At 70.1% G+C, this 19,529-nt stretch carries 21 protein-coding genes; 15 read left to right on the top strand and 6 right to left on the bottom strand.

Annotated features, from left to right (window positions below; genetic code table 11):
• The first annotated feature begins 72 nt into the window (after positions 1-72).
• On the top strand, positions 73-966 hold the full coding sequence (locus K7C98_RS41290; protein ID WP_224197439.1) for a hypothetical protein: 894 nt from the start codon (positions 73-75) through the stop codon (positions 964-966).
• A 63-nt stretch (positions 967-1,029) separates the two neighbouring features.
• Here K7C98_RS41290 and K7C98_RS41295 read toward each other — a convergent pair whose 3' ends face one another.
• The gene (locus K7C98_RS41295; RefSeq protein WP_224197440.1) at positions 1,030-1,605 is read right to left on the bottom strand and encodes an OmpA family protein; all 576 of its coding nucleotides are present in this window, start codon (positions 1,603-1,605) and stop codon (positions 1,030-1,032) included.
• 269 nt (positions 1,606-1,874) lie between these two features.
• Here K7C98_RS41295 and K7C98_RS41300 point away from each other — a divergent pair, with 269 nt between their 5' ends.
• Together K7C98_RS41300 and K7C98_RS41305 are read left to right on the top strand one after the other, a co-directional pair.
• Positions 1,875-2,927: an AI-2E family transporter gene (locus K7C98_RS41300; protein ID WP_224197441.1), complete on the top strand. Its 1,053-nt coding sequence runs from the start codon at positions 1,875-1,877 to the stop codon at positions 2,925-2,927.
• Between the two features lie 16 nt (positions 2,928-2,943).
• A complete protein-coding gene (locus tag K7C98_RS41305; RefSeq protein WP_224197442.1) occupies positions 2,944-3,420 on the top strand; it encodes a hypothetical protein in 477 nt (158 codons plus the stop codon).
• An 83-nt stretch (positions 3,421-3,503) separates the two neighbouring features.
• On the opposite strand, the gene K7C98_RS41310 is transcribed toward K7C98_RS41305, so the two are convergent.
• On the bottom strand, positions 3,504-4,352 hold the full coding sequence (locus tag K7C98_RS41310; protein WP_224197443.1) for a hypothetical protein: 849 nt from the start codon (positions 4,350-4,352) through the stop codon (positions 3,504-3,506).
• 259 nt (positions 4,353-4,611) lie between these two features.
• Here K7C98_RS41310 and K7C98_RS41315 point away from each other — a divergent pair, with 259 nt between their 5' ends.
• The 7 genes from K7C98_RS41315 to K7C98_RS41345 all read left to right on the top strand — a co-directional run bounded on the left by K7C98_RS41315 (position 4,612) and on the right by K7C98_RS41345 (position 8,847).
• A complete protein-coding gene (locus K7C98_RS41315) occupies positions 4,612-5,367 on the top strand; it encodes a phosphatase PAP2 family protein (RefSeq protein WP_224197444.1) in 756 nt (251 codons plus the stop codon).
• A 204-nt stretch (positions 5,368-5,571) separates the two neighbouring features.
• On the top strand, positions 5,572-6,189 hold the full coding sequence (locus K7C98_RS41320; protein ID WP_224197445.1) for a TetR/AcrR family transcriptional regulator: 618 nt from the start codon (positions 5,572-5,574) through the stop codon (positions 6,187-6,189).
• 16 nt (positions 6,190-6,205) lie between these two features.
• Positions 6,206-6,493, top strand: coding sequence for a YciI family protein (locus K7C98_RS41325; RefSeq protein WP_224197446.1), 288 nt, complete (start codon positions 6,206-6,208; stop codon positions 6,491-6,493).
• A 6-nt stretch (positions 6,494-6,499) separates the two neighbouring features.
• Positions 6,500-7,114 (top strand): DNA-3-methyladenine glycosylase I, encoded by a 615-nt coding sequence (locus K7C98_RS41330; RefSeq protein WP_224197447.1) that lies wholly within the window; start codon positions 6,500-6,502, stop codon positions 7,112-7,114.
• A gap of 83 nt (positions 7,115-7,197) precedes the next feature.
• Positions 7,198-7,593: a hypothetical protein gene (locus K7C98_RS41335; protein ID WP_224197448.1), complete on the top strand. Its 396-nt coding sequence runs from the start codon at positions 7,198-7,200 to the stop codon at positions 7,591-7,593.
• A gap of 163 nt (positions 7,594-7,756) precedes the next feature.
• Positions 7,757-8,002, top strand: coding sequence for a hypothetical protein (locus K7C98_RS41340; RefSeq protein WP_224197449.1), 246 nt, complete (start codon positions 7,757-7,759; stop codon positions 8,000-8,002).
• Positions 8,003-8,019: 17 nt separating this feature from the next.
• Entirely contained in the window at positions 8,020-8,847 is an 828-nt protein-coding gene (locus K7C98_RS41345) for an OmpA family protein (RefSeq protein WP_224197450.1), read from the top strand.
• A 278-nt stretch (positions 8,848-9,125) separates the two neighbouring features.
• Here the strand turns inward: K7C98_RS41345 and K7C98_RS41350 are convergent, their stop codons facing one another.
• Positions 9,126-10,571: an IS1380 family transposase gene (locus K7C98_RS41350; protein WP_431312826.1), complete on the bottom strand. Its 1,446-nt coding sequence runs from the start codon at positions 10,569-10,571 to the stop codon at positions 9,126-9,128.
• Between the two features lie 116 nt (positions 10,572-10,687).
• Here K7C98_RS41350 and K7C98_RS41355 point away from each other — a divergent pair, with 116 nt between their 5' ends.
• The gene (locus K7C98_RS41355) at positions 10,688-12,859 is read left to right on the top strand and encodes an acetate--CoA ligase family protein (protein WP_224197451.1); all 2,172 of its coding nucleotides are present in this window, start codon (positions 10,688-10,690) and stop codon (positions 12,857-12,859) included.
• A gap of 36 nt (positions 12,860-12,895) precedes the next feature.
• Positions 12,896-13,858 carry a hypothetical protein gene (locus K7C98_RS41360; protein WP_224197452.1) on the top strand — a complete coding sequence of 321 codons (963 nt, stop codon included), beginning with the start codon at positions 12,896-12,898 and terminating at the stop codon, positions 13,856-13,858.
• 127 nt (positions 13,859-13,985) lie between these two features.
• Here K7C98_RS41360 and K7C98_RS41365 read toward each other — a convergent pair whose 3' ends face one another.
• The 3 genes from K7C98_RS41365 to K7C98_RS41375 are packed head-to-tail and all read right to left on the bottom strand — an operon-like array spanning position 13,986 to position 16,409.
• Positions 13,986-15,317 (bottom strand): SLC13 family permease, encoded by a 1,332-nt coding sequence (locus K7C98_RS41365; RefSeq protein ID WP_224197453.1) that lies wholly within the window; start codon positions 15,315-15,317, stop codon positions 13,986-13,988.
• Complete coding sequence (locus K7C98_RS41370; RefSeq protein ID WP_224197454.1) at positions 15,314-15,958, bottom strand: hypothetical protein; 645 nt, start codon at positions 15,956-15,958, stop codon at positions 15,314-15,316. Before K7C98_RS41370 ends, K7C98_RS41365 begins: the two co-directional genes overlap by 4 nt.
• Positions 15,951-16,409, bottom strand: coding sequence for a hypothetical protein (locus K7C98_RS41375; protein ID WP_224197455.1), 459 nt, complete (start codon positions 16,407-16,409; stop codon positions 15,951-15,953). Before K7C98_RS41375 ends, K7C98_RS41370 begins: the two co-directional genes overlap by 8 nt.
• 1,190 nt (positions 16,410-17,599) lie before the next feature.
• On the opposite strand from K7C98_RS41375, the gene K7C98_RS41380 reads away from it, so the two are divergent.
• Genes K7C98_RS41380 through K7C98_RS41390 form a run of 3 tightly spaced genes read left to right on the top strand, consistent with a single transcriptional unit; the run spans position 17,600 to position 19,506 of the window.
• Complete coding sequence (locus K7C98_RS41380; RefSeq protein ID WP_224197456.1) at positions 17,600-18,148, top strand: YceI family protein; 549 nt, start codon at positions 17,600-17,602, stop codon at positions 18,146-18,148.
• A 6-nt stretch (positions 18,149-18,154) separates the two neighbouring features.
• Positions 18,155-18,553 (top strand): OsmC family protein, encoded by a 399-nt coding sequence (locus K7C98_RS41385; RefSeq protein ID WP_224197457.1) that lies wholly within the window; start codon positions 18,155-18,157, stop codon positions 18,551-18,553.
• 38 nt (positions 18,554-18,591) lie between these two features.
• Positions 18,592-19,506, top strand: a complete 915-nt coding sequence (locus K7C98_RS41390; RefSeq protein WP_224197458.1) for a pirin family protein — start codon at positions 18,592-18,594, stop codon at positions 19,504-19,506.
• Positions 19,507-19,529: the final 23 nt, after the last annotated feature.

The raw sequence follows: 19,529 nt of genomic DNA on the forward strand, positions 1-19,529 counted from the left end.
GCTCGGGCAGCCGCTTCGCCGACCGTGCCGAGCCGCAGTTCGTTGACCTGCCAAAGACGGGAGCAATCGGCCATGACATCGGCACGGCACATTCTCGGTCGCAGCACCGCGGCCGCGCTCGGCGTGGCGCTGACGTGCGGCTGTCAGCAGGACGAACGCCAGCGCACGGCGCCGGCAGACCCGAGCGCCCCGCAGGGCCCGCTGCCGCCGGCCTCGTACCCGTCTCACGCGCCGGGCATCGACCGTATCCAGGCCGACCCGAGCCGGTTCTATGGCAAGGAGGTCCGGCTGGCCGGCGAGGTCGACGAGCTTTTCGGCCCCCGCGTGTTCGAGCTCGAGGGCAGCGGCTGGGCCTTCGGGGACGACATCGCGGTGCTCACGGACACGCCGGTCCGGTTCGCCGACGAGCCGCTCGCCCGCGGCGACGTGCTCATCGTCGACGGGGTCGTGCACCCGTTCGGCGCCGCCGAGGTCGAGCGCTCGCTCGGGCGGGACGTCGGCGGCGAGCTCGTGGAGCGGCTGAAGGAGCGCCCGGTCTTGATCGCCGCGTCGATCCGCAGGCTCAGGGAGTTCGGCCCCGAGAGCACCTGGTACCCCGACGGCCGGCCGCGGCCCGTACCGCCGATCCGCACGGTGTTCACGATCGTCGTCGCCGATGACCGCGCCCGGCTGATCGGCCGCGACGTCGCTCTGGAGCGCGAGCAGGTGCGCTCGTCGCAGGGTCGCGGTCTGTGGATCGGGCCCGGCCCCGAGAACCAGGTATTCGTGCTGCCGGCGAGCCCGGCGGAGGGGATCCAGCCCGGCGACTTCGTCCAGGTGTCGGGGACGGTGCGGGCGATGCCGAGGGACGCGAGGAGGCGCTGGGGCTTGCCGCAGCGAGAGGGCCGGCTGCTGGAAGAAGTGGTTTACGTCGAGGCCGCCGAGGTGCGCGAGCTGCCGGGTGAGCCGTTGCGCCCGGGGACGTGAGCCGACGTCGCGGCGACGCGGACACCGCGGGCGCGCTGTCCGTCGTGTCGAGCAATGTCTTCGTCAGCGGAGCAAACGGATGTCGACCCGCCGATCGAACGACCAGCCGCGCGGCCACAGTGGATCGGCGAGGCCCTCGCCCGAGACTCGCACGACCATGTTCGACTCCGGCACGCCCTGGCGGCGCAGATAGTCGCGGACGGAGTCGGCGCGCGAGCGACCGAGCAGCTCGTTGTACCGATCGCGGCCGCGAGGATCGGCGCGCCCGACGAGCTCGATCGAGTGGCCGCGCAGCGGCCCATCGGTGAGGCACGTCGCGACCCGACGCAGCATCTCGACGTCGCGCCCCTCGAGGTCGGCGGAGTCGAACGCGAAGAACACCTTCGGGGTCGCAGGCAGCTGACATTGCGCCGAGAAGGTCGGAGACAGGACGATGCCCGACACGGTCAGCGGCGGCTCCTCGCGCTCGTCGGGCGCCTGCTCCGGTGCATCCGCGCCGCGCGGCTCGTCCGGGCACGGACGCGCGCCAGGTCCCGTGTGCCCGTCGTCTTGGACCGGCGCCGCGAGGTCGGCCGCGGTGCGCGAGCAAGCGGCCGCCAGCGCGGCGACGATGACGACGCGTACGACGACCATTCGCATGGCCCGAGGGTGGACGAGGGCCCGGAAGAGACAAGCCGCGGCTGTGCCGGCGCGACCGCTCCTGTCTCGCCCGACGGACGAAGCGACGGGGTCGGGCGAGGGACGGCGAGGAGCGGTCGTCCTGCGCACGAAACGCCGCCACGAGCGCTGGCAGCCCCGACCGCACGAGGAGTTGCGCCGTACGACGACGGCGCTACACCGGCCGGGGCCCGAGAACCCGTGCGCCGTGATGAACCAAGGGCGCGAGGCCGGACCCCGCTCGATCCGCAATGCCGCACGAGCCCATTCGCCTGATCCTGAGCGCGACCGCCGTCGCGGTCGCCCTCGTTTTCGGGTGGGCCGCGCTCGATCTTCTGTTGCTCGTGTTCGCCGGGCTCCTCGTCGCCCAACTCTTGCTCGGCCTCGTCGGTCTCCTCCGCCGTTCGACCGGAATGCCGCACGGCTGGGCGCTGGCGGCCGTCTGTCTCGCGTTGACGGGAGCGCTGATCCTCGGTGCCTTGCTGCTCGCGCCGGCGCTCTCCGAGCAATGGAGCGAGCTGGTCGACTCGCTGCCGTCGTCGTTCGAGCAGGCGCGGGCGAGCCTGCGAGGGAGCTCGCTCGGCCGCTGGCTGGGCGAGGCGATCCCGAACCCTGATGTCCTCAAGGACATGTTGGCGCGGCTGGCCGGCGGATCGGGCGTCGTGAGGCGTGTGACGGGTCTGTTCTCGACGGCCTTCGGCGCGCTCGTCAGCGCGGTGCTCGTGGCCTTCCTGGGCCTCTTCTTCGCCGCCCAGCCGCAGGTCTACCGCGACGGCCTCGTGCGCCTGATCCCACCCGAACGGCGACTGCGGGCGCAGGAGGTGCTGGGGCGGGTCGGGGAGACGCTCCGATGGTGGATCCTGGGTAAGGCGATATCGATGACGCTGGTCGCCGCGCTGTCGGGCCTCGGGCTGTGGCTGCTCGGGGTCCCGCTCGCCCTGGCGCTCGGGTTGATCGCGGGGCTCCTCGGCTTTATCCCCAACTTCGGTCCGGTGCTGGCGGTGGTGCCGGCGGCTCTGGTCGCGCTGTCCCAGAGCGCGGCATCGGCCGGGTATGTGCTGCTGTTGTACGGCGGGATCCAGCTCGCCGAGAGCTATGTGCTCACGCCGCTCGTACAACAGCGGACGATCTCGCTGCCGCCCGGCCTGATCCTCGGGACCCAGGTGGTCCTCGGCGGCCTCCTCGGCGCACTCGGTCTGGCCCTGTCGACGCCGATGCTCGCCGCCGCGGTGGTGATGATCGACATGCTGTACGTGCAGGACGTGCTCCACGACGAACCGGGCCCCCGCGGGGCGGCGCGGTGAGTCGGAGTTCCTCGCGGTGGCCCTGCTCGCCACCAGTCTCGGCCCGCGTCTCGCCGTCGAACTCGCTCTCGACGATCCAATGATCAGAACGCCGGGATCGTTCGCGCCGCTTCCCTTGCATGAGCGGGTATCGTCGGTTACATCCCCCGGTCGGGAGATCACGATGCGGAACATTGATTCTCGGTATCAAGCGGCGATTGCGATGCTTTTCGCCGGAGTGCTCGGGTGCGGCAAGGACGGAGACGGGGGCGGCGGCGCGACCCAGACCGAGATCGACACCGCCTGTCAATCCTACTGCCAGATGGCCCATTTGTGCGACGACGAGATCGCCGCGGACGAGTGCACGGCCACCTGCGTCGATCGGATGGGCGACTGCATGGCCGACGAGCAGGGCCAGGCGGTCGATGACCTCGAAAGCTGCGCCAAAGAAGCGTGCGATGACTTCACGTCATGTACGGTCGGGGCCGGCTTCCAGTGCGCCTTCGGGATCTGAGTTAACCACGGCCCCGGGGCACCGGCCGCTTCCTGTCGGCGACGGGTCCAGCGCAGCGTTCGTCGCGGGCGTGGTCGGGTCGCTCACGCTCCCGGGCGCTGGGTGGGCCGCACGCGCAGATCGGTGGCGTCGATGTAGAGCGCCTCCTCGAGCAGCGGCTCGGTCGCCTGGGCCGGCACGTCCCACGCCTTGCCGGGGTTGCGCGGCATCCCGCGCAGTGTGCCGCGCACTTCGACGAAGTCGCCGGGCTGGATCCCGGGCGGGAGCGCCGCGGGTACCACGAACACCTGCGCCTTCTGGCTCGGGCCGATCCACAGCCCGCGTCCGAGCCGCTCGCGCACCCGCTCGCGCCGCAGGTCCACCGGTCGGCCGGCGAGCGCTCCGGGGTCCTCGGTGGCGACGATGGTGACGACCGAGAAGATCGGCGGCGCGTCCTGGTCGGTCGCGTTCCAGGTGGCGTCGGCGCCAAAGGTCGTGACCCTACGGATCGAGGTCGCTACCACCACGGGGCGAGCTTTCAGCAGCGCCTCGAGCTCCGGCTCGACGTCCCACCCCAGGGCGGGCTCGACCTCGGCGGCGGCGAACGAACGCACGACGCCGGTAACCACGAGCTCGTCGTCGGGGGAAAGAATGTTGTCGGCGAAGCGCACCGGCGTCCGCGTGAGCACGGTGATGTCGTCTCCGAACGCCCAGCCGGTGCCCTCGAGAGTGAACGCGCGGTCGCTCAAGACGTGGTCGACCTCGCCGGTCAGGCGGACTTCGCGGCCGAAGAACTTGCCGGGGGTCTCCTGCATGCGGTCGACGGTCGCGCGGGTGGGCGACGACGGCTGCACCAGCGACTCCTCCGGGACCGTCTGGTGCTCGTTCCACTGGCAACCGCCCGCGACGGCGAGGGCGAGCGCGGCTGCCAGGCCCGGGCGTGGGGCGTGCATGGGATGTGCGACTCTCACGATGGCTCCTCCGATTCCGCGACCGGCCACCAACGCGACCGGGTGACCACCCCGCTGCGGTAGCGCGCGCGTGCCGGGCCGCAAGGAAGCGCCCGGCCGGCGGGCGTGGCCGCATGCGCGTAGCGACGCGCCCGAACCACGTCGAGCGGACACTGCGATCGGTGCTCGCGGGCTCGCTACTGCCGCCGCCGCGACACTTTGCCTTCCGCCGCACTCGGGCCATCCTTGGACTGCGAGTGCCATGACGACGAGCACGAGGACCGCGCCCGGGGCCGTTCAGCCGCGTTCGACCCGGCAGAGGCAGGGCTTGTGGGCGCGACTCGGGGTGCTACGCCGGCATCCGGACTTCACGCTCCTGGTGGCGGCGTTGGTGCTCGTCGCCGGCGGCTGGTCGTTCGTCGAACTCGCGGATGAGGTCGTCGAGGGCGAAACGGCCGCGTTCGATCGCGCCGTGCTGCTCATGTTCCGCGCCCCCGACGATCTGTCCGACCCGCGGGGTCCGCCGTGGCTCGAGGCGGCGATGCGCGACCTCACCGCGCTCGGAGGCTCGGCAGTCGTCACGCTCGTGACGCTGACGATCTTCGGCTACCTGGCGCTCTCCCGGCGTCTCCGCGCGATCGGTCTGCTCGTGGCGCTGGTCGGCGGTGGAGCTCTCCTCGCGCGGCTGCTCAAGCAAGCCTTCGCGCGACCGCGGCCGAGCGTGGTGCCGCACCTCCTGGGTGTCGAGTCCGCCAGCTTCCCCAGCAGTCACGCGACGATGGCCGCGGTGGTCTACCTGAGCCTGGGCGTGGTGCTGGCGCGTCTGGTCGATGAACCGCGACTTCGTGCGTTCATCATCGGCGTTGCGCTAGCGATCGCGCTGGTCGTCGGCGTCAGCCGAGTGTACGCCGGTGTGCATTATCCAAGCGACGTATTGGCAGGCTGGGTGCTGGGTGTGAGCTGGGCGGTCCTTTGTTGGCTGGGGGCGCGCCTGCTGCCGGTTCGCTGGCGCGCGTGAGCGAACCGTCACAAGCAGACGTCGCACGCATCCAGAGGTCGCTGCGCCTGCACCGGACCGCGGCGCAGTCCAGCAGGCCAAAACCCGCCCCGACGGCGGTCGCCGTTGCCTCTTGACTACGTAGGACGGCCGTCCTAGGTTTCGTCACATCCTAGGGCGGCCGTCCTAGGCGAAGGACACGACTTCGCGGTCGAGCGAATCTTCATGACCGACAAGAGCACCCGCGCGCAAATCGTCGAGGCCGCAGATCAGCTGTTTTATCGCAAGGGCTACGAGCACACGTCGTTCTCGGACATCGCGGATACGGTGCAGATCTCGCGCGGCAACTTCTACTATCACTTTCGCACCAAGGATGAGATCCTGAGCGCGGTGATCCAGGCGCGCCTGGCGAAGACGCGCGGGATGCTGGGGCGCTGGGAGAGCGATGGGGAGACTCCCGCGGATCGCATCCGCAGCTTCATTCACATCCTGATCGTCAATCGAGCCGACATCAAGCGCTACGGCTGCCCGGTCGGCAGTTTGAGCACGGAGCTCGCCAAGCAGAACCACGCGTCGCAGGCCGAGGCGAACGAGCTCTTCACGCTGTTCCGCGTCTGGCTCAGCCGGCAGTTCGAGCTGATCGGCTGCGCCGACGCGGATGCCTTGGCGATGCACGTCCTGGCGCGGAGCCAGGGGATCGCCACGCTGGCGAACGCGTTCCACGACGAGAAGTTCATCCGCTACGAGGTGAAGCAGCTGGAGGACTGGCTGGCCTCGTGTATCGCGCCGAAACCGCGAGCGCTCACGGCGCGGCGCGGCGCCAAACGGCCCGCAGGGCACTAGCTAGGACGGAGCTCCAATGTTCATTGTACTGCTCAAATTCTCCGACAACAAGGACCGGGCCGGCCAGTTCATGGCGGGCCACAACGAGTGGATCGCGCGCGGCCTCTCGGAGGGCGTCTTCCTGGTGGTCGGCAGCCTGAGGCCGAACGCCGGCGGCGCAATCGTGGCGCATGGCATCCTGCTAGACGAGCTCCGGCGCCGCGTGGACACCGATCCGTTCGTGGCGGAGAACGTCGTGTCAGCGGAGATCCTCGAGATTGCCCCGTCGAAGGTCGAGGACCGGCTGCGTTTCCTGCTCGGGTGAGGCCGCATGAGCGCGACATTCGTAGGACCCGACGCTCGGCCGCGCTGCCGCTGGTGTAGCGCGGCGCCAGAATTCCTCGCCTATCACGACACAGAGTGGGGCTTCCCGGTCGCCGACGACATCCGGCTGTTCGAGAAGCTGAGCTTGGAAGCGTTCCAGTGCGGGCTGAGTTGGCGGACGATCCTCGCCAAGCGCGAGGGTTTTAGGACTGCGTTCCATGGGTTCGACTTCGACAGGATCGCAGGCTTCATGGAGCGCGACGTCGAACGCCTGATGGGCGACGACACGATCGTCCGCCACCGCGGCAAGATCGAGGCGGTCATCCACAACGCGAGCTGCGCCCGCAAGCTCGTCGCGCGCGAGGGCTCGCTGGCAGCCTTCATCTGGCGCCACGAGCCGCTCGCGAGCTCGCTCGCGCCGTCTCAGACCGAGACCCGCTCCGTGGCGTCGGCGGCCCTGTCGAAGGCACTACGGGCCGACGGCTGGAAGTTCGTCGGCCCTACCACGGTGTACGCGTTCATGCAGGCGATGGGGCTGATCAACGATCACGTCGAAGCCTGCGCGATCCGGGCCGACGTCGGGCGCGCCAGGGCGGCGTTCAAGCGCCCCGGACGGTCCTGAAGCGCTCGTCCCGCCCTTGCCAAGCGCCGGCTCGGCACGCGCTCGCGGAGCGGGCGGGGCTTGGCAGGGTGCTCATGGGCCGCGTGCTGCTCGCGCTCGCCGTCGTGCTCGTCACCGCTGTCGTCGTGATGTGGCAGCTCTACCGGGTCGAATCGCGGCGCTTTTTCGTCGAGCCGGACGCCCTCCTCGTCGGCGCGCTGGTTCGGTCCCCTTCCTGGGCGACATGTCGCCAGCGCGATGAATGGCCGCTTGCCCGGCTCTCCGGCGCGGGCGAGCTCGGCGGCCCGGCGCCATTCGCGTCTCATGCCAGGTTCCGGGAGTCTGGCGTGCGGCGCGGCTCCCTGTACCTCGAGAAGATCGAGGACGGGCGACCCGTGGTCCGGCATTCGGCGGCGTCGAGAACCGTTCGGCGCGACGGCGCGAGCTCGCGGGTCGGGAGCGAATGCGCCGAGCCTGTCGCACACGTCGGGTCCGGTTGATTGCAATGACGCTCATGTCATAGTGAATGATGGCGCGACGTCGCGTCGACTCCCTGCCACGGAGGTCCGCATGAGAGCGACATTCCTCAGCCTCGTATTCGTCTTCGCAGTCGGATGTGCCACCGCGCCGCCGACGCAGGCTCTGACTACCTCGATCGCCTCGGTGAATACTGCAGAGGAGCTCGGCGCGTCGCAGGTGCCGCAGGCGGCGCAGGTATTGCGATACGCCAAAAAAGAGGTCGTCTGGACCCGAGCGCTGATCGCCAACAGGAAACATGAGCGGGCCCAGCGCATGGCGCAGCGCGCCGAGAGCGACGCGGCGCTTGCGATCGCTCTCGTCCGCGAACACGAGGCCCGGCAGGCGGCCGAGCAGGCCGCGGTCACGGGCAAGGCGACGCCAAACCCCTGATCCTCACGGAGGTCGTCGTGTCACCAAGATCGCTCATCCTCATCGCTGCCTTCCTCGTCCCGACCGCCTGCGCCGAACGGATCCCGCAGGAGCTCCGAGACGCCCGCGAGTCGTATCGAGAAGCGGCCGCTGATCCGACGACTCGGCAGGAGACCCCGGCGGAGCTCGACGATGCGCGCCAGTCGCTGGCGAAGGCCGAGCGCTCGTTCGTCGAGGAGGGTAACTCCCCGAAGACGCGCGACCACGCCTACATCGCCACGCGGAAGGCGGAGCTCGCCCTGGTTCTGGCTCGCACCGCTGATCACGCCGAGGCTGCCAGGAACGCGGAGCTCTGGCGAACTCGCGACGTCCTCGCCGCCGAGCAGGCGGAGAACGCCACCAACGCGTCTCGCCTGACGGCCGAGCAGGAGCGCCGAGCCGAGGCCGAACGTCGCGCGGCGCTGGCGATCGCCGCCCTGGCCCGGGTCGCGGCGGTGAAGGACGAGGAGCGCGGGACGGTCGTGACCCTCTCGGGGAGCGTCCTGTTCGCCAGCGGCAAGTCCGAGCTGCTACCCACGGCCGCCTCGCGGCTCACCCAGGTCGCCGAGGCCCTGGTCGCCGGCGATCCCGACGCGACCTTCGTCGTCGAGGGCCACACGGACTCGTCGGGGAACGAGGACTTCAATCAGAAGTTATCGGAGGCCCGAGCGCAGGCTGTCCGAGACTTCCTCGTCTCCCGTGGGGTCGCGGCCGATCGCATCCAGGCCCGCGGCGTGGGCGAAGCTCAGCCCGTCGCCGACAATTCATCGGCCGAGGGCAGAGCCAACAATCGGCGCGTCGAGATCATCATTCCGCCCTCGCAGTGACGCTTCGTCGGCACGCCCGCTCCTCGTCCGGCAGCTAGCCCGGATTTCTCACCACGCACAGCGGAGCCTGCTGAGCGGCCGCCGTCGACCTGGCGCGGGGCGCTCGGACGGCGGTGACATGAGCCGCAAGCGACGGACGGCGAGCGCGCGAGATCGAGCTGTATGCCGGCTTACAAGTCCGGCGGGCGCCTTCCGAGCGACATGTCCATGAGGACAGACGACCTCCTGCGCAGAGAGGCGCATCCATCACGCGGGATGTTGTCGAGGCCGTCAGCGTTTCATGAGTGAGCTCGGCGGAGGTTGTCGAGGGCTCGCCACCAGACATGCTGGAAGGGAAAGACCGAGCTGAGGGAAACGCAGATGCGGCGGACCGAGGTCGTGACGATCGCACCGATCTTGAGCAGCCGCGTGCGGATCGTGGAGACCTGGGCGTGCGCGAGTTCGGTGCTGGCGAGGGCGATTCGGCGGAGCTCGTTCAGGATCATGTACGCGACCGAGGAGAGCCAGAGGCGCAGTTGATTGGCCCGCAGCGTGTGCGCGCTGGTGCGGTCGGCGAAGAGGCCGAGTTGCTGCTCCTTGATCCGGTTCTCCATGTCGCCGCGGGCGCAGTACAGGTCCTCGTAGAGGCCGCGGGCGTCGTACTCGTCGCAGGACAGGTTGGTGGCGACGAAGCGCGGGTTCTCCTTGTCGGTCGTGTATTCGGCCTTGCCGATCACGCGACGTTCGCAGGACCAGGACCGGTTCGTCTCGTATCGGAAATCCTTGAAGACACGTGCGTTCTTGCCGGTGCGCTCGGCGATGGCGCGGGCCTCGTTCATGTCGTCGTCGATCTCCGCGATTAAGCGAGAGTTCTTCTGCAAGCCCAGGACGAAGAAGAGCCCGTTATCCTCGCACCAGCGCATGATGTCGTCCCGACAGAAGCCCGAGTCGCCGCGCACGATGATCCGCGCGCCTGGCCAGCGCGCGAGGATCTGCGCGACGATCCGTTCGAGTTCCTCGACCGCGTGGCTGGCCGGCTGCTCGTTGGCGGTGTTCAGCGCGGCACCGAGGAGGAAGTCGCCGCAGAAGACGTACAGCGGCAGGTAGCAGTAGCCGTCATAGAAGCCGTGAAAGAAGCGGCCCTCCTGCTGACCGTGCACCGGGTCGTCGGTCGCGTCGAGATCGAGGACGATCTCCGCCGGCGGTTCAGCGTGCGCGGCGAGGAAGGTATCGACGAAGAGGCGCTGGATGGCGTGGTCGTCGTAACTGATCTTCTTGTAACGCTCGTCTCCCGCGACGCTCGGCGTCGCCAGCTCCAGGCGGTTCAGTGTGCTCTTGCCCGCCAGCGCGTGACCCCGGTCGCGCTCCCGCTTGCGCTGCTCGCCAGTCGGATCGGCCTTGCCGACCGCCAGCGCGAGCAAGGCGTCGTCGCGGAGTGTGTCGTGGTCGTTCAGATCCTCGTAGCCGCACAGCAGACCCAGCACGCGCTGCGCAAGCAGCTCCTCGACGGTGTGCTCGATGCGGCTCGGATCGCGGTGGTCCCGGAAGCAGGACGCAAACCTTCGAAACACACCTGAACTCTTGGTCAGCTCGCGCAGCAGCAGCAGACCGCCGTCCGAGCTGACCCGTCCCGCGTCGAACGCCGCCTCGACACGGCGTCGACCGGCAGGTTGAAAATCGAACTCGGCGCGGATACACCTTGTCGCGTTCCGGCCGTACCACTTGGTGAGAGCATCTCGTTTCACACCCGCTCTAACTCGGGAAGTACGGCCGGAATTCCTATCCGTGGTGAGAAATCCGGGCTAGCGACCGGTTGCGACCCGCGGGCGCCTGCGGCCGACCCGGTCCACACTGCACAGTCATGAGCGGCGTCACGCGAAAGATCACCCCGACCCGCGTCCCCGAGCCGGCGCGGGTCGACCCCGTCCTCGTCGAGGGCGAGCACCTCGAGCCTTACGAGCTCGACCCCGAGGGGCTGGGGCTGGGGCACGTGCTGGCGCCGTGCTCGGTGGCGCTGATCGGAGCCAGCCGCGACGAGCGGGCAATCGGCCACCGCCTGCTGCTGAACCTGCTCGCCGCCGGCTTTCAGGGTCCGATCTTCCCGGTCAACCCGCATGCCGAGAGCGTCGCTGGAGTGCCCGCGTTCGCCAGCATCCGCGACATCCCCGATTCGGTCGAGCTGGCCGTGATCGCGGTGCCGGCCGCGGCGGTGCCCGCCGTCGTCGACGAGTGCGCCGAGCGGGGCGTCCGCGGGCTCGTCGTCGTCAGCGCCGGCTTCCGCGAGATCGGACGGGAGGGCGCGGCGCGCGAGCGGCGGCTGCTGCAGCGCGTCCGCGAGGGCGGCATGCGCTTGGTGGGCCCCAATTGCCTCGGCATCATGAACACCGCGATCGGCCTCGACGCCACCTTCGCCCCGGTGCGCCCACCGCCGGGCAAGATCACCGTCCTGTCGCAGTCGGGCGCGCTCGGCGTGGCCCTTCTCGACGGCATGGCGCGGCTCGGCCTCGGCCTGTCCTCGTTCGTCTCGATCGGCAACCGGGCTGACGTCAGCAGCAACGACCTGCTGCGCTACTGGGAAGACGACGACGCGACCGAGATCGTCCTCCTGTACCTAGAGTCGTTCGGCAACCCGCGCAAGTTCAGTCAGATCGCGCGGCGGCTGGTGCGGAGCAAGCCGATCGTCGCCGTCACGGCGGGGCGCAGCGCCGCCGGTCGGCGCGCGGCCTCGTCGCACACCGCCGCGGCCGCGACCTCCGATGACGCGGTCGAGGCGCTGCTGGCCCAGACCGGCGTGATCCGGGTCGACACTCCCGAGCAGCTGCTCGACGTCACCCGCGTGCTCACTTCGCAGCCGTTGCCCGCCGGCGACCGCGTGGCGATCGTGGGCAACTCCGGGGGTCCCGGCGTCCTCGCCGTGGATGCCTGTGTCGACGCCGGGCTCCGCGTGACCCAGCTCGGCGAATCGACGCAGTACGAACTGCGGCGACTGCTCGGCCCCCACGCCGCGGTCGAGAACCCCGTCGACATGATCGCCTCCGCCACCGCCGCGCACTACGAGCAGACGCTGAGCCGTGTCCTCGCCGACGATGCGGTCGACATGGCGCTGGTGATCCACACACCGATCGTCGAGCCCGCCGACGACGTCGTGGCAGCGATCGAGCGCGCGGTCGTGGGCGCGCGCAAGCCGGTCGTGGTGGCCGCGCTGCTGCCCGCGGTCACGCCCGGGGTCGCAAGCCCGCGCGCGCTGCCCTGCTTCACGAGCCCCGAGCCGGCCGCGCTCGCCCTCGGCCGTGTCGCCCGCCACGCCGCCTGGCTGCGCCGTGACCCCGGCGTTGTCCCCGAGCTCGCCGACATCGATAGCGAGGCCGCTCGCGCGCTCGTCGAAGACGCGCTGCAGCACCATGACGACGTGTGGCTGGACCTCGACCGCGCCGTCGCGCTCGTGCGTGCCTATGGCGTTCCCGCGATCGCCACACGCCGTGCTGCGAGCGCCGACGCGGCCGCGCTCCTCGCCGAGGACCTCGGCTTCCCCGTGGTGCTCAAGGCCGCCTCCGGCGCGATCCTCCACAAGACCGAGGTCGCCGCGTTGCGCCTCGATCTGCGCGACGCCGACGCCGTGTGCCGGGCCTTCGCCGAGCTCGCGCCGGCCGGTCCCGTCGTCGTCCAGCCGATGGCGGGCCCGGGCGTCGAGCTGATCGTCGGCCTCGTCCGGCGGCGAGCGTTCGGCCCGCTGCTCATGTTCGGTGCCGGCGGCGTGGCCACAGAGCTGCTCGCCGACCGCGCCTTTCACATCCTCCCGCTCACCGACGTCGACGCCCGCGAGCTCGTCCGCGGCCTGCGCTCGAGTCCGCGGTTGTTCGGTTACCGCGGCGCACCACCGGCCGACGTCGCCGAGCTCGAGGCGCTGCTCCTGCGCGTCGGCCAGCTCGCCTGCGAGATCCCCGAGCTCGAGGAGCTCGACCTCAACCCGGTGATCGCCTCGCCTCGCGGCGCGGTCGCAGTCGACGTCAAAGTCCACCTGCGCCGCCCCTGAGTCGGGACCGCTTCATGAGTGCGGGTGAGATCCGCGATGACCGACGTGCCGGACGTCGCCTACGAGGCCGACATCGGCGGAGTGCTGGCGCAGAAGATGGCGAACGAGGGACACGACGGGCACGCGCAGACGACCGCGCCGCTCCGCGTGCGACGGCCGCGGAGCAGACTCGCGGTGCATCGCGTCGCTCTCGTGCTCGCCACGTCGTTCGCTGGCTGTGCGCCCACGCTGGTGCCCGCCGAGGATGTACGAGTGGTCGAAGCCCCCGGGCGGGCCGCCGCGGCCGCTTGCGCCGGGGTACGAATCACCGCTTCCGCCGGGCCGTGGCGCGGGTTTCCGCCCGGCTTGCCGCGCTTGATGACACCGATGCTCGTCGCCGTGGAAAACGACGGCGGGCGTCCAATCGAGATCCGGTACGATCATTTTGCGCTGGTCGGCGCGCGGACGTTCGCCGCCTTGCCGCCGTTCTGGACGATCGGACAGGTGGAGCCGGTGACGCCGGTCTACCCGTCGTCGGGGTTCGCGGTGGCGCCGTGGCTCGCGGCGTCGTTCCCTGCCCGGCCCGTGTTCACGGACGACTTCCCGTTCCACACCGACTACTACGACCGCCACTTCACCGAAATCGCCCGTATCTACCGGCCATCGCGGGACATGCGGCGCAAGGCCCTGCCCGAGGGGGTGCTGGCCCCGGGCGGCCGGATCGTCGGATTCGTCTACTTTGAACGAGTCGAGGGCATGGGCCGGATCCTATTCGTCGCCAGGCTGGTCGCCGCTGGTGAGGGCCGGCACTCGGCACTGTCGAGATCCCGTTCCACCGCCGCTGAGCCCACGAGCCGCCGGTACGTCTGCGCCGGCCTCGTACTCGTCGCCGCGATCACCTTGCCCGGCGCGACTTGCGTTCGCCTTCCCGATCCATCCTTGATCGGTTGTCCCGCCTCTTCCTGGCTGCTCATCACCCCGGCGTTGTGTCCGAGCAGCGCCCGGTGGTTTGAGACGTGACCATGTCGTCCGATCTCGAAGGGCCGCCCCATCTCTCATGTAGCAAGAATGTACGGGCCTGCTTGATCGGCGTGTGGCAGCCGCGGCGGCGGATCCAACAGCGTCGGACCTGCTGCAGCCGCGGTGATCAGGTGTAGAGCGCCCAGGCGGCGTAGCCGAGCGCGCCGGTCTCGATGATCACGAACGACAGCAGCCCGACACGCAAGAACTCGAAGAAGCCGAAGCGGATCGGCTCGCCCTGTGCGTCGCGTAGGTCGGCGCGCTCGCACAGCGCCTGAGCGAGCGGGCCCGAGGTCGCGGCCGTCAACAGACACGAGCTGCCGGCGCACACGGACAGGGCGAGGCCGACGTAGACGACGTGACCCGGGAGCTCGCGGGCCAGCACGTCGGCGACCTCGAGCAGGGCGGCCATGCTCGGCCCCGCTGAAAACAGCGCGGTCGCTACGCCCGCGAGTACGAGGAACAGCCCGAGCTGCAACCCGATGGGCAGCGGTGTGTCGACGAGCGCGCGGGCGAGGGTCTCGAACAGCCCCGAGCTGCGCACTGCGAGCACCATAATGAACATCGCCAGCAGGAACAGCACCGCCTCGGCGTCGAAGCGGCGACGCAGCACGTCCTCGCCGACGCGCGGGGAGATCAGCATGGTCGCAGCGCCGCCGAGCCAGCACACGAGCTCGGGCGTGACACCGAGATCGGCTGGCAGCACGGTCCAGGCGCCGAACATGAGCCCGAGGATCGCAGCGGCGGGCCACGCGATCCGCCGGCGCAGCAGGACGCGACGGTGCATCGCCTCGATCACCGTGCAGCTGATACGGGTCGACAGCGGATCGCTGGGGATGTGCTTGGCCGGCCGAACCATGCGGATGACGGCGGCGAGGAGGACGAGGAAGATCAGCGCCGTCGTCGGTCCGGCGCGCACGAGGTAGTCGAGGAACGTCATGCGTCCGCCACCGAGCATGAGGATCGCCGGGAAGTCGCCGATCGGCGTCGCGGCGCCGCCGAGGTTGCAGGCGACGAGCATCAGACCCAGCGACCAGGCGACATAGCGACGCTCGACTCCTATCAATCGGAACAGGACGAGCTGGACGGGCATCACCAGGAGCAACGCGGTGAGGTTGTTGACGAGGCCGCTGACCACGTACATGACCGCCGCGAACACGATGGTCACCCGCGTCGGATCACCGCGGCTGATGCGGGTCGCCACGACCGCGAGGCGGTCGAACAGGCGCGACTCCGCGAGCACGCTCGACAACGCCCCGAGGCTGACGAGGATGATCAGCACGTCCCACGGCACGGCGCCCAGCAGCCCGCCGGGCACCACCGTGCCGTAAAGGCGCGCCACGAGCACGGCGAGCCCCGCCGCGCTGACGACGATCAGCACGCGGTACGCCGGGAGCACCGCCTGGGTGATCAGCGCGGCGAGCAGGAGCGCGGCGAGCAGGAGTTGCGGCACGATCATGGGTGCACGACCGTCGAGAAGTCCGGCGCCTGCGTCTCCGCCAGCCAGCGCGGGTACAGCTCCATCGCGCCGCCGAGGATGTTCCAGCCGACCAGCGCGGCGAACTGGGTGCGCACGTCCGGGCCCGACACGCGCAGCCACGCGCCGGGGACGTGCACGACGTGGCCGTCGCTGCCGTACACGAAGCACAGCAGCCCGCTGCGCCGACCCGACCAGCGGTGCAGCTCGCCCAGCCTGACACCGACGGCCAGGCCCTCGTAGTTGGCGAGCACGCGGCGAAGGTCCGTGGTCGGACCCAAGTCATCGGTGAGGATGCCGACCTCGACGCCGCGACAGGCCGGCAGGAGGACGTCGAGCCAGGTCGTCTCGAGACCGACGACCAAAAGCCGCGTCAGTCCGTGGAGGGCCACGAGCACGCCCTCCGCGGTCGGTGCCGGACCACGCGCCCCGGCGAGCCAGCGTGCGGCGATGCACCCGAGCACCGGGAAGTCCTGGCCGAGTTCGTCCAGCGCAGCACGCACGAGTTTGTCGCCGCCGCTCGCCGCGACCTCGCGGACGAACAGGTGGGCTGCCGAGGCCATGCCGAGCTCGCCGGCGGCCAACAGGAAGGCCGGCCCGAGCCGCGGAGACAGCTCAGGCATCGCCGCGTCCATCGAGGCGACGGAGCAGCGCGTCGAGCAGGCACACCATCGCTGCGTTGGCGAGCGCATGGTGCGGCGGTCCGTCGCTCAGGCACTCGAGCAGGTGCTTGAACGCTGCAGAGCCCCGGGGAGCTAGGCGCTCCAGCGCGGCAAGCGGGATACCGAGCGGGTACTCCTCGTCAGCGTGTCCGCGGCGCAGGTGCGGGGGGAGCCGGAGGACGATCGGCGCCGACTCGCCGGGCTCCGCGGGCGGACCGCCGGTGGCCGCAAGGGCGAGCCCGAGGAGGCGAAGCAGCGCGTAGCTGGCGCCGCGGTGGTGCGCCGGTCCCTCGTCGACGATGCAGCGCGCGACGAATGCGCGGTCGACCGGATCGGGCAGCCACGGTGCGAGCAGGACCTCGATCTCGGCCCGCTGTCCTGGGGCGGCGTGAGCACGCGGTGGGCGAGGCATCCGCTTCACGGTAACAAAGGTCGGCGCGCGGTTGTCGCGATAATCCTGGCGTCATGGCCGACTCGCGCTTCGATGGAGCGCGGAAGAGCAACGCCAACAAGAGTTCGACCTCACGGACCTGTGCAGCACGTTCCCTTGCTTCACGCCCGAAGCCATGCGGGCGAACCTCGCCTTCGTCGCCACCGTCCGCGGCTTCGCGCCAGTCCGTAGGCCGCCCCTCCCTCGGTTGCATTCACGCTGAGCCAATACACCACGCCGTCGATCGCGGACGTCCCGATCGACGTCCCGCTCGACAAGAAGACGTTCGCACGACTCGACAAACCTCCTTGAACGGCCTCCAGACGACCCTTCGAGGTCGAACTACGGCGAGCGCGCAAAGTTGCTCTCGGCGTGAACCTGCCCATGTTGTCCTGCCCCGTGCAGCTTCAACGTCGCGGGAGAAAGGGCAAAGAGCGTGCACGAAATTCGATCAGCAGCGAGGCGCTACGGCGGTGGGTGCCATCGAGGAATCCACCCTGCACCTTGTCATCGCTCCCGACCAGACCCTCCCGCCGCGACACTCCGGCACCGGCAACCTGGTCCTCGCCTTCGTGACCCTCCCCGGGGGGCAGTCCTCCTGGCGCTCATGCGCGCTGGGCCGCTGGCATCGAACGCGAGCGAGTCGAGGTCCCAGACGTCGGCATCGTCGAGCGTCGACCACTGCCCCGCGGGGGCTGGCTCGGACTCCCGCGCGCCGAGGTCCGCGCCGCCCTGCTGCTCGCCATCAAGCTTGAGCACCGACGACGTTTCCGCCGCGATTCCAAACCGACACGTTTCCATGTCCGATGGCGGCTCGTGGCGGCTCATGGCGGCGACTCGACCTCTCTCAGAACACCGAATTTGGCCAGGAAACGCGGGGGCCAGGTTTCGGGGTGTTCTGAGAGGGTCGGTTCTTATTCCGGCCGCGAATACGAGGGCAAGATGACCCCGACGCAGGAGGGGTCATCGGCACGCTGAACTCGCGGCCGACCCCTCCCCGGACCCCCCGCGAGGCGCAGTCGGCAATTCGCGCAGCGCCCAGGCCCGTCGCCGTCGAGCCTCGTCCGCGTGACAGCTCGGACGAGGCGCGAGCGATTGTTCGCCCCCGAGCAACAATCGGTTCGCCCCTCGCTACCTAGTCGCATGCCGGGGCGGGGCGCATCGTGGCGGGCATGACGACTGCGACGAACACCGCCACCCGCTGGAGCATCGACACCTCGCACTCGAGCGTCGGCTTCAGCGTGCGCCACATGATGATTACCAACGTCCGCGGCGAGTTCAAGAAGTTCGCCGGCGAGGTCGTGCTCGACCGCGAGGACCCGGCCGGCTCGAGCGTCTCGGCGACGGTGGAGATCGGGTCGATCCACACCCGCGAGGAGCAGCGCGACGCGCACCTGCGCAGCGCCGACTTCTTCGACGCCGACAAGTTCCCGACCATGACATTCGCGTCCAAGCGCGTGGTCCGCAGCGGCGACGGCTACGACGTCGTCGGCGACCTGACGATCCGCGAGCAGACGCGCGAGATCGTGCTCAAGGTCGAGGACGTCACGGACGAGCAGGCCGACCCGTGGGGCAACACGCGCGTCGGCGCCTCGGCGAAGACGAAGATCCGCCGCTCGGAGTTCGGCATCACCTGGAACGCGCTGCTCGAGCTCGGCGGGGCGATGGTCGGCGACGAGGTGACGATCAACATCGAAGTCTCTCTGGTAAAACAGAAGTAGGTCACCATGACGATCCGTTCGACGAACGAGAGCCCCCCGCAATTCCGCCAGGTCGTGTCGATCGACGCGCACACGCTCCACGCCGACGTCAGCGCCGCGCTCGGCGGCACGGACTCGGCGCCCGGCCCGCACGACCTGTTCGACGCCTCACTGGCCACATGCAAGGCGCTGACCGCGTGCGTGTACGCCAAGTCGCGGGGCATCGCCCTCGAGCGTGTCACGGTGGAGGTCGAGCGCGACGACTCGCAGGAGCGCCAGGGCACCTACGTCCTCACGGTCAAGCTCGGCTTCGAGGGCGCGCTCAGCGACGCGGACCGGCAGAAGCTGCACGACACCGTGCTGCGCTGCCCGATCCACAAGCTCATGACGACCACGACGGTGGAGATCCGTCAGTCGCTCGCCTGACCTTTCAGTCACATTGCAGCAAGAGGAGGCAAGACGCCATGCAACACGAGGACAACGCAGACAGCCCGGTCGAGCTCGAGATCCCGGCGCGCCCGCGCAAGCTCGACGCGTTCGAGGTCGGGCGGGTGCTGCCGGCGCCGGCGCGGCGCATGGTCGGCCCGTTCGCGTTCTTCGACCACATGGGCCCGGCGCAGCTGGAGCCCGGGGTCGGGATGGACGTGCGGCCGCACCCGCACATCGGCCTGGCGACGGTGACGTACCTGTTCGAGGGGGAGATCTTCCACCGCGACAGCCTCGGCTCGCAGCAGCCGATCCGCCCCGGCGCGATCAACTGGATGACGGCCGGCCGCGGGATCGTGCACTCGGAGCGCTCGCCCGCGGAGGCGCGCGCGCAGGGGCCGGCGCTGCATGGGCTGCAGCTGTGGGTCGCGCTGCCGCGCGAGGCGGAGGAGTCCGAGCCGGCGTTCTCGCACCACCCGGCCGACACGATCCCGGAGGTCGAGGGCCCGGGCGTGCGCGTGCGCGTGCTCGCCGGCGAGGCCTACGGGCGCACGGCGCCGACGCCGATCGCGTCGCGGCTGTTCTACGTCGAGGCCCACCTCGCGGCCGGGGCCAGGCTCGAGGTGCCGGCGTACACCGAGCGCGCGGCCTACGTGATCGAGGGCGAGCTCCGCGGCGGCAACAAGACGCTCGCGCCGCGCACGCTGGCGGTGCTGCGCAGCGGCGACCTCACGGCCCTCGAGGCGACGGTCCCGACGCGGGTCGTGCTGATCGGCGGCGAGCCGCTCGGCGAGCCGCGGTGGATCTGGTGGAACTTCGTGTCGTCGTCGCAGGAGCGCATCGTCCAGGCCGCCCACGAGTGGAAGGAGCAGCGCTTCCCGCTGGTGCCCGGCGACGAGGTCGAGCGCATCCCGCTGACCGATGAGCCGAAGTTCTCCCACCCGCCGGGGTGAGTGCCTGGCCTGCAGGACATGTC

The organism is Nannocystis pusilla (assembly GCF_020073745.1).
GTDB classification, from domain to species: Bacteria; Myxococcota_A; Polyangia; order Nannocystales; family Nannocystaceae; genus Nannocystis; species Nannocystis radixulma.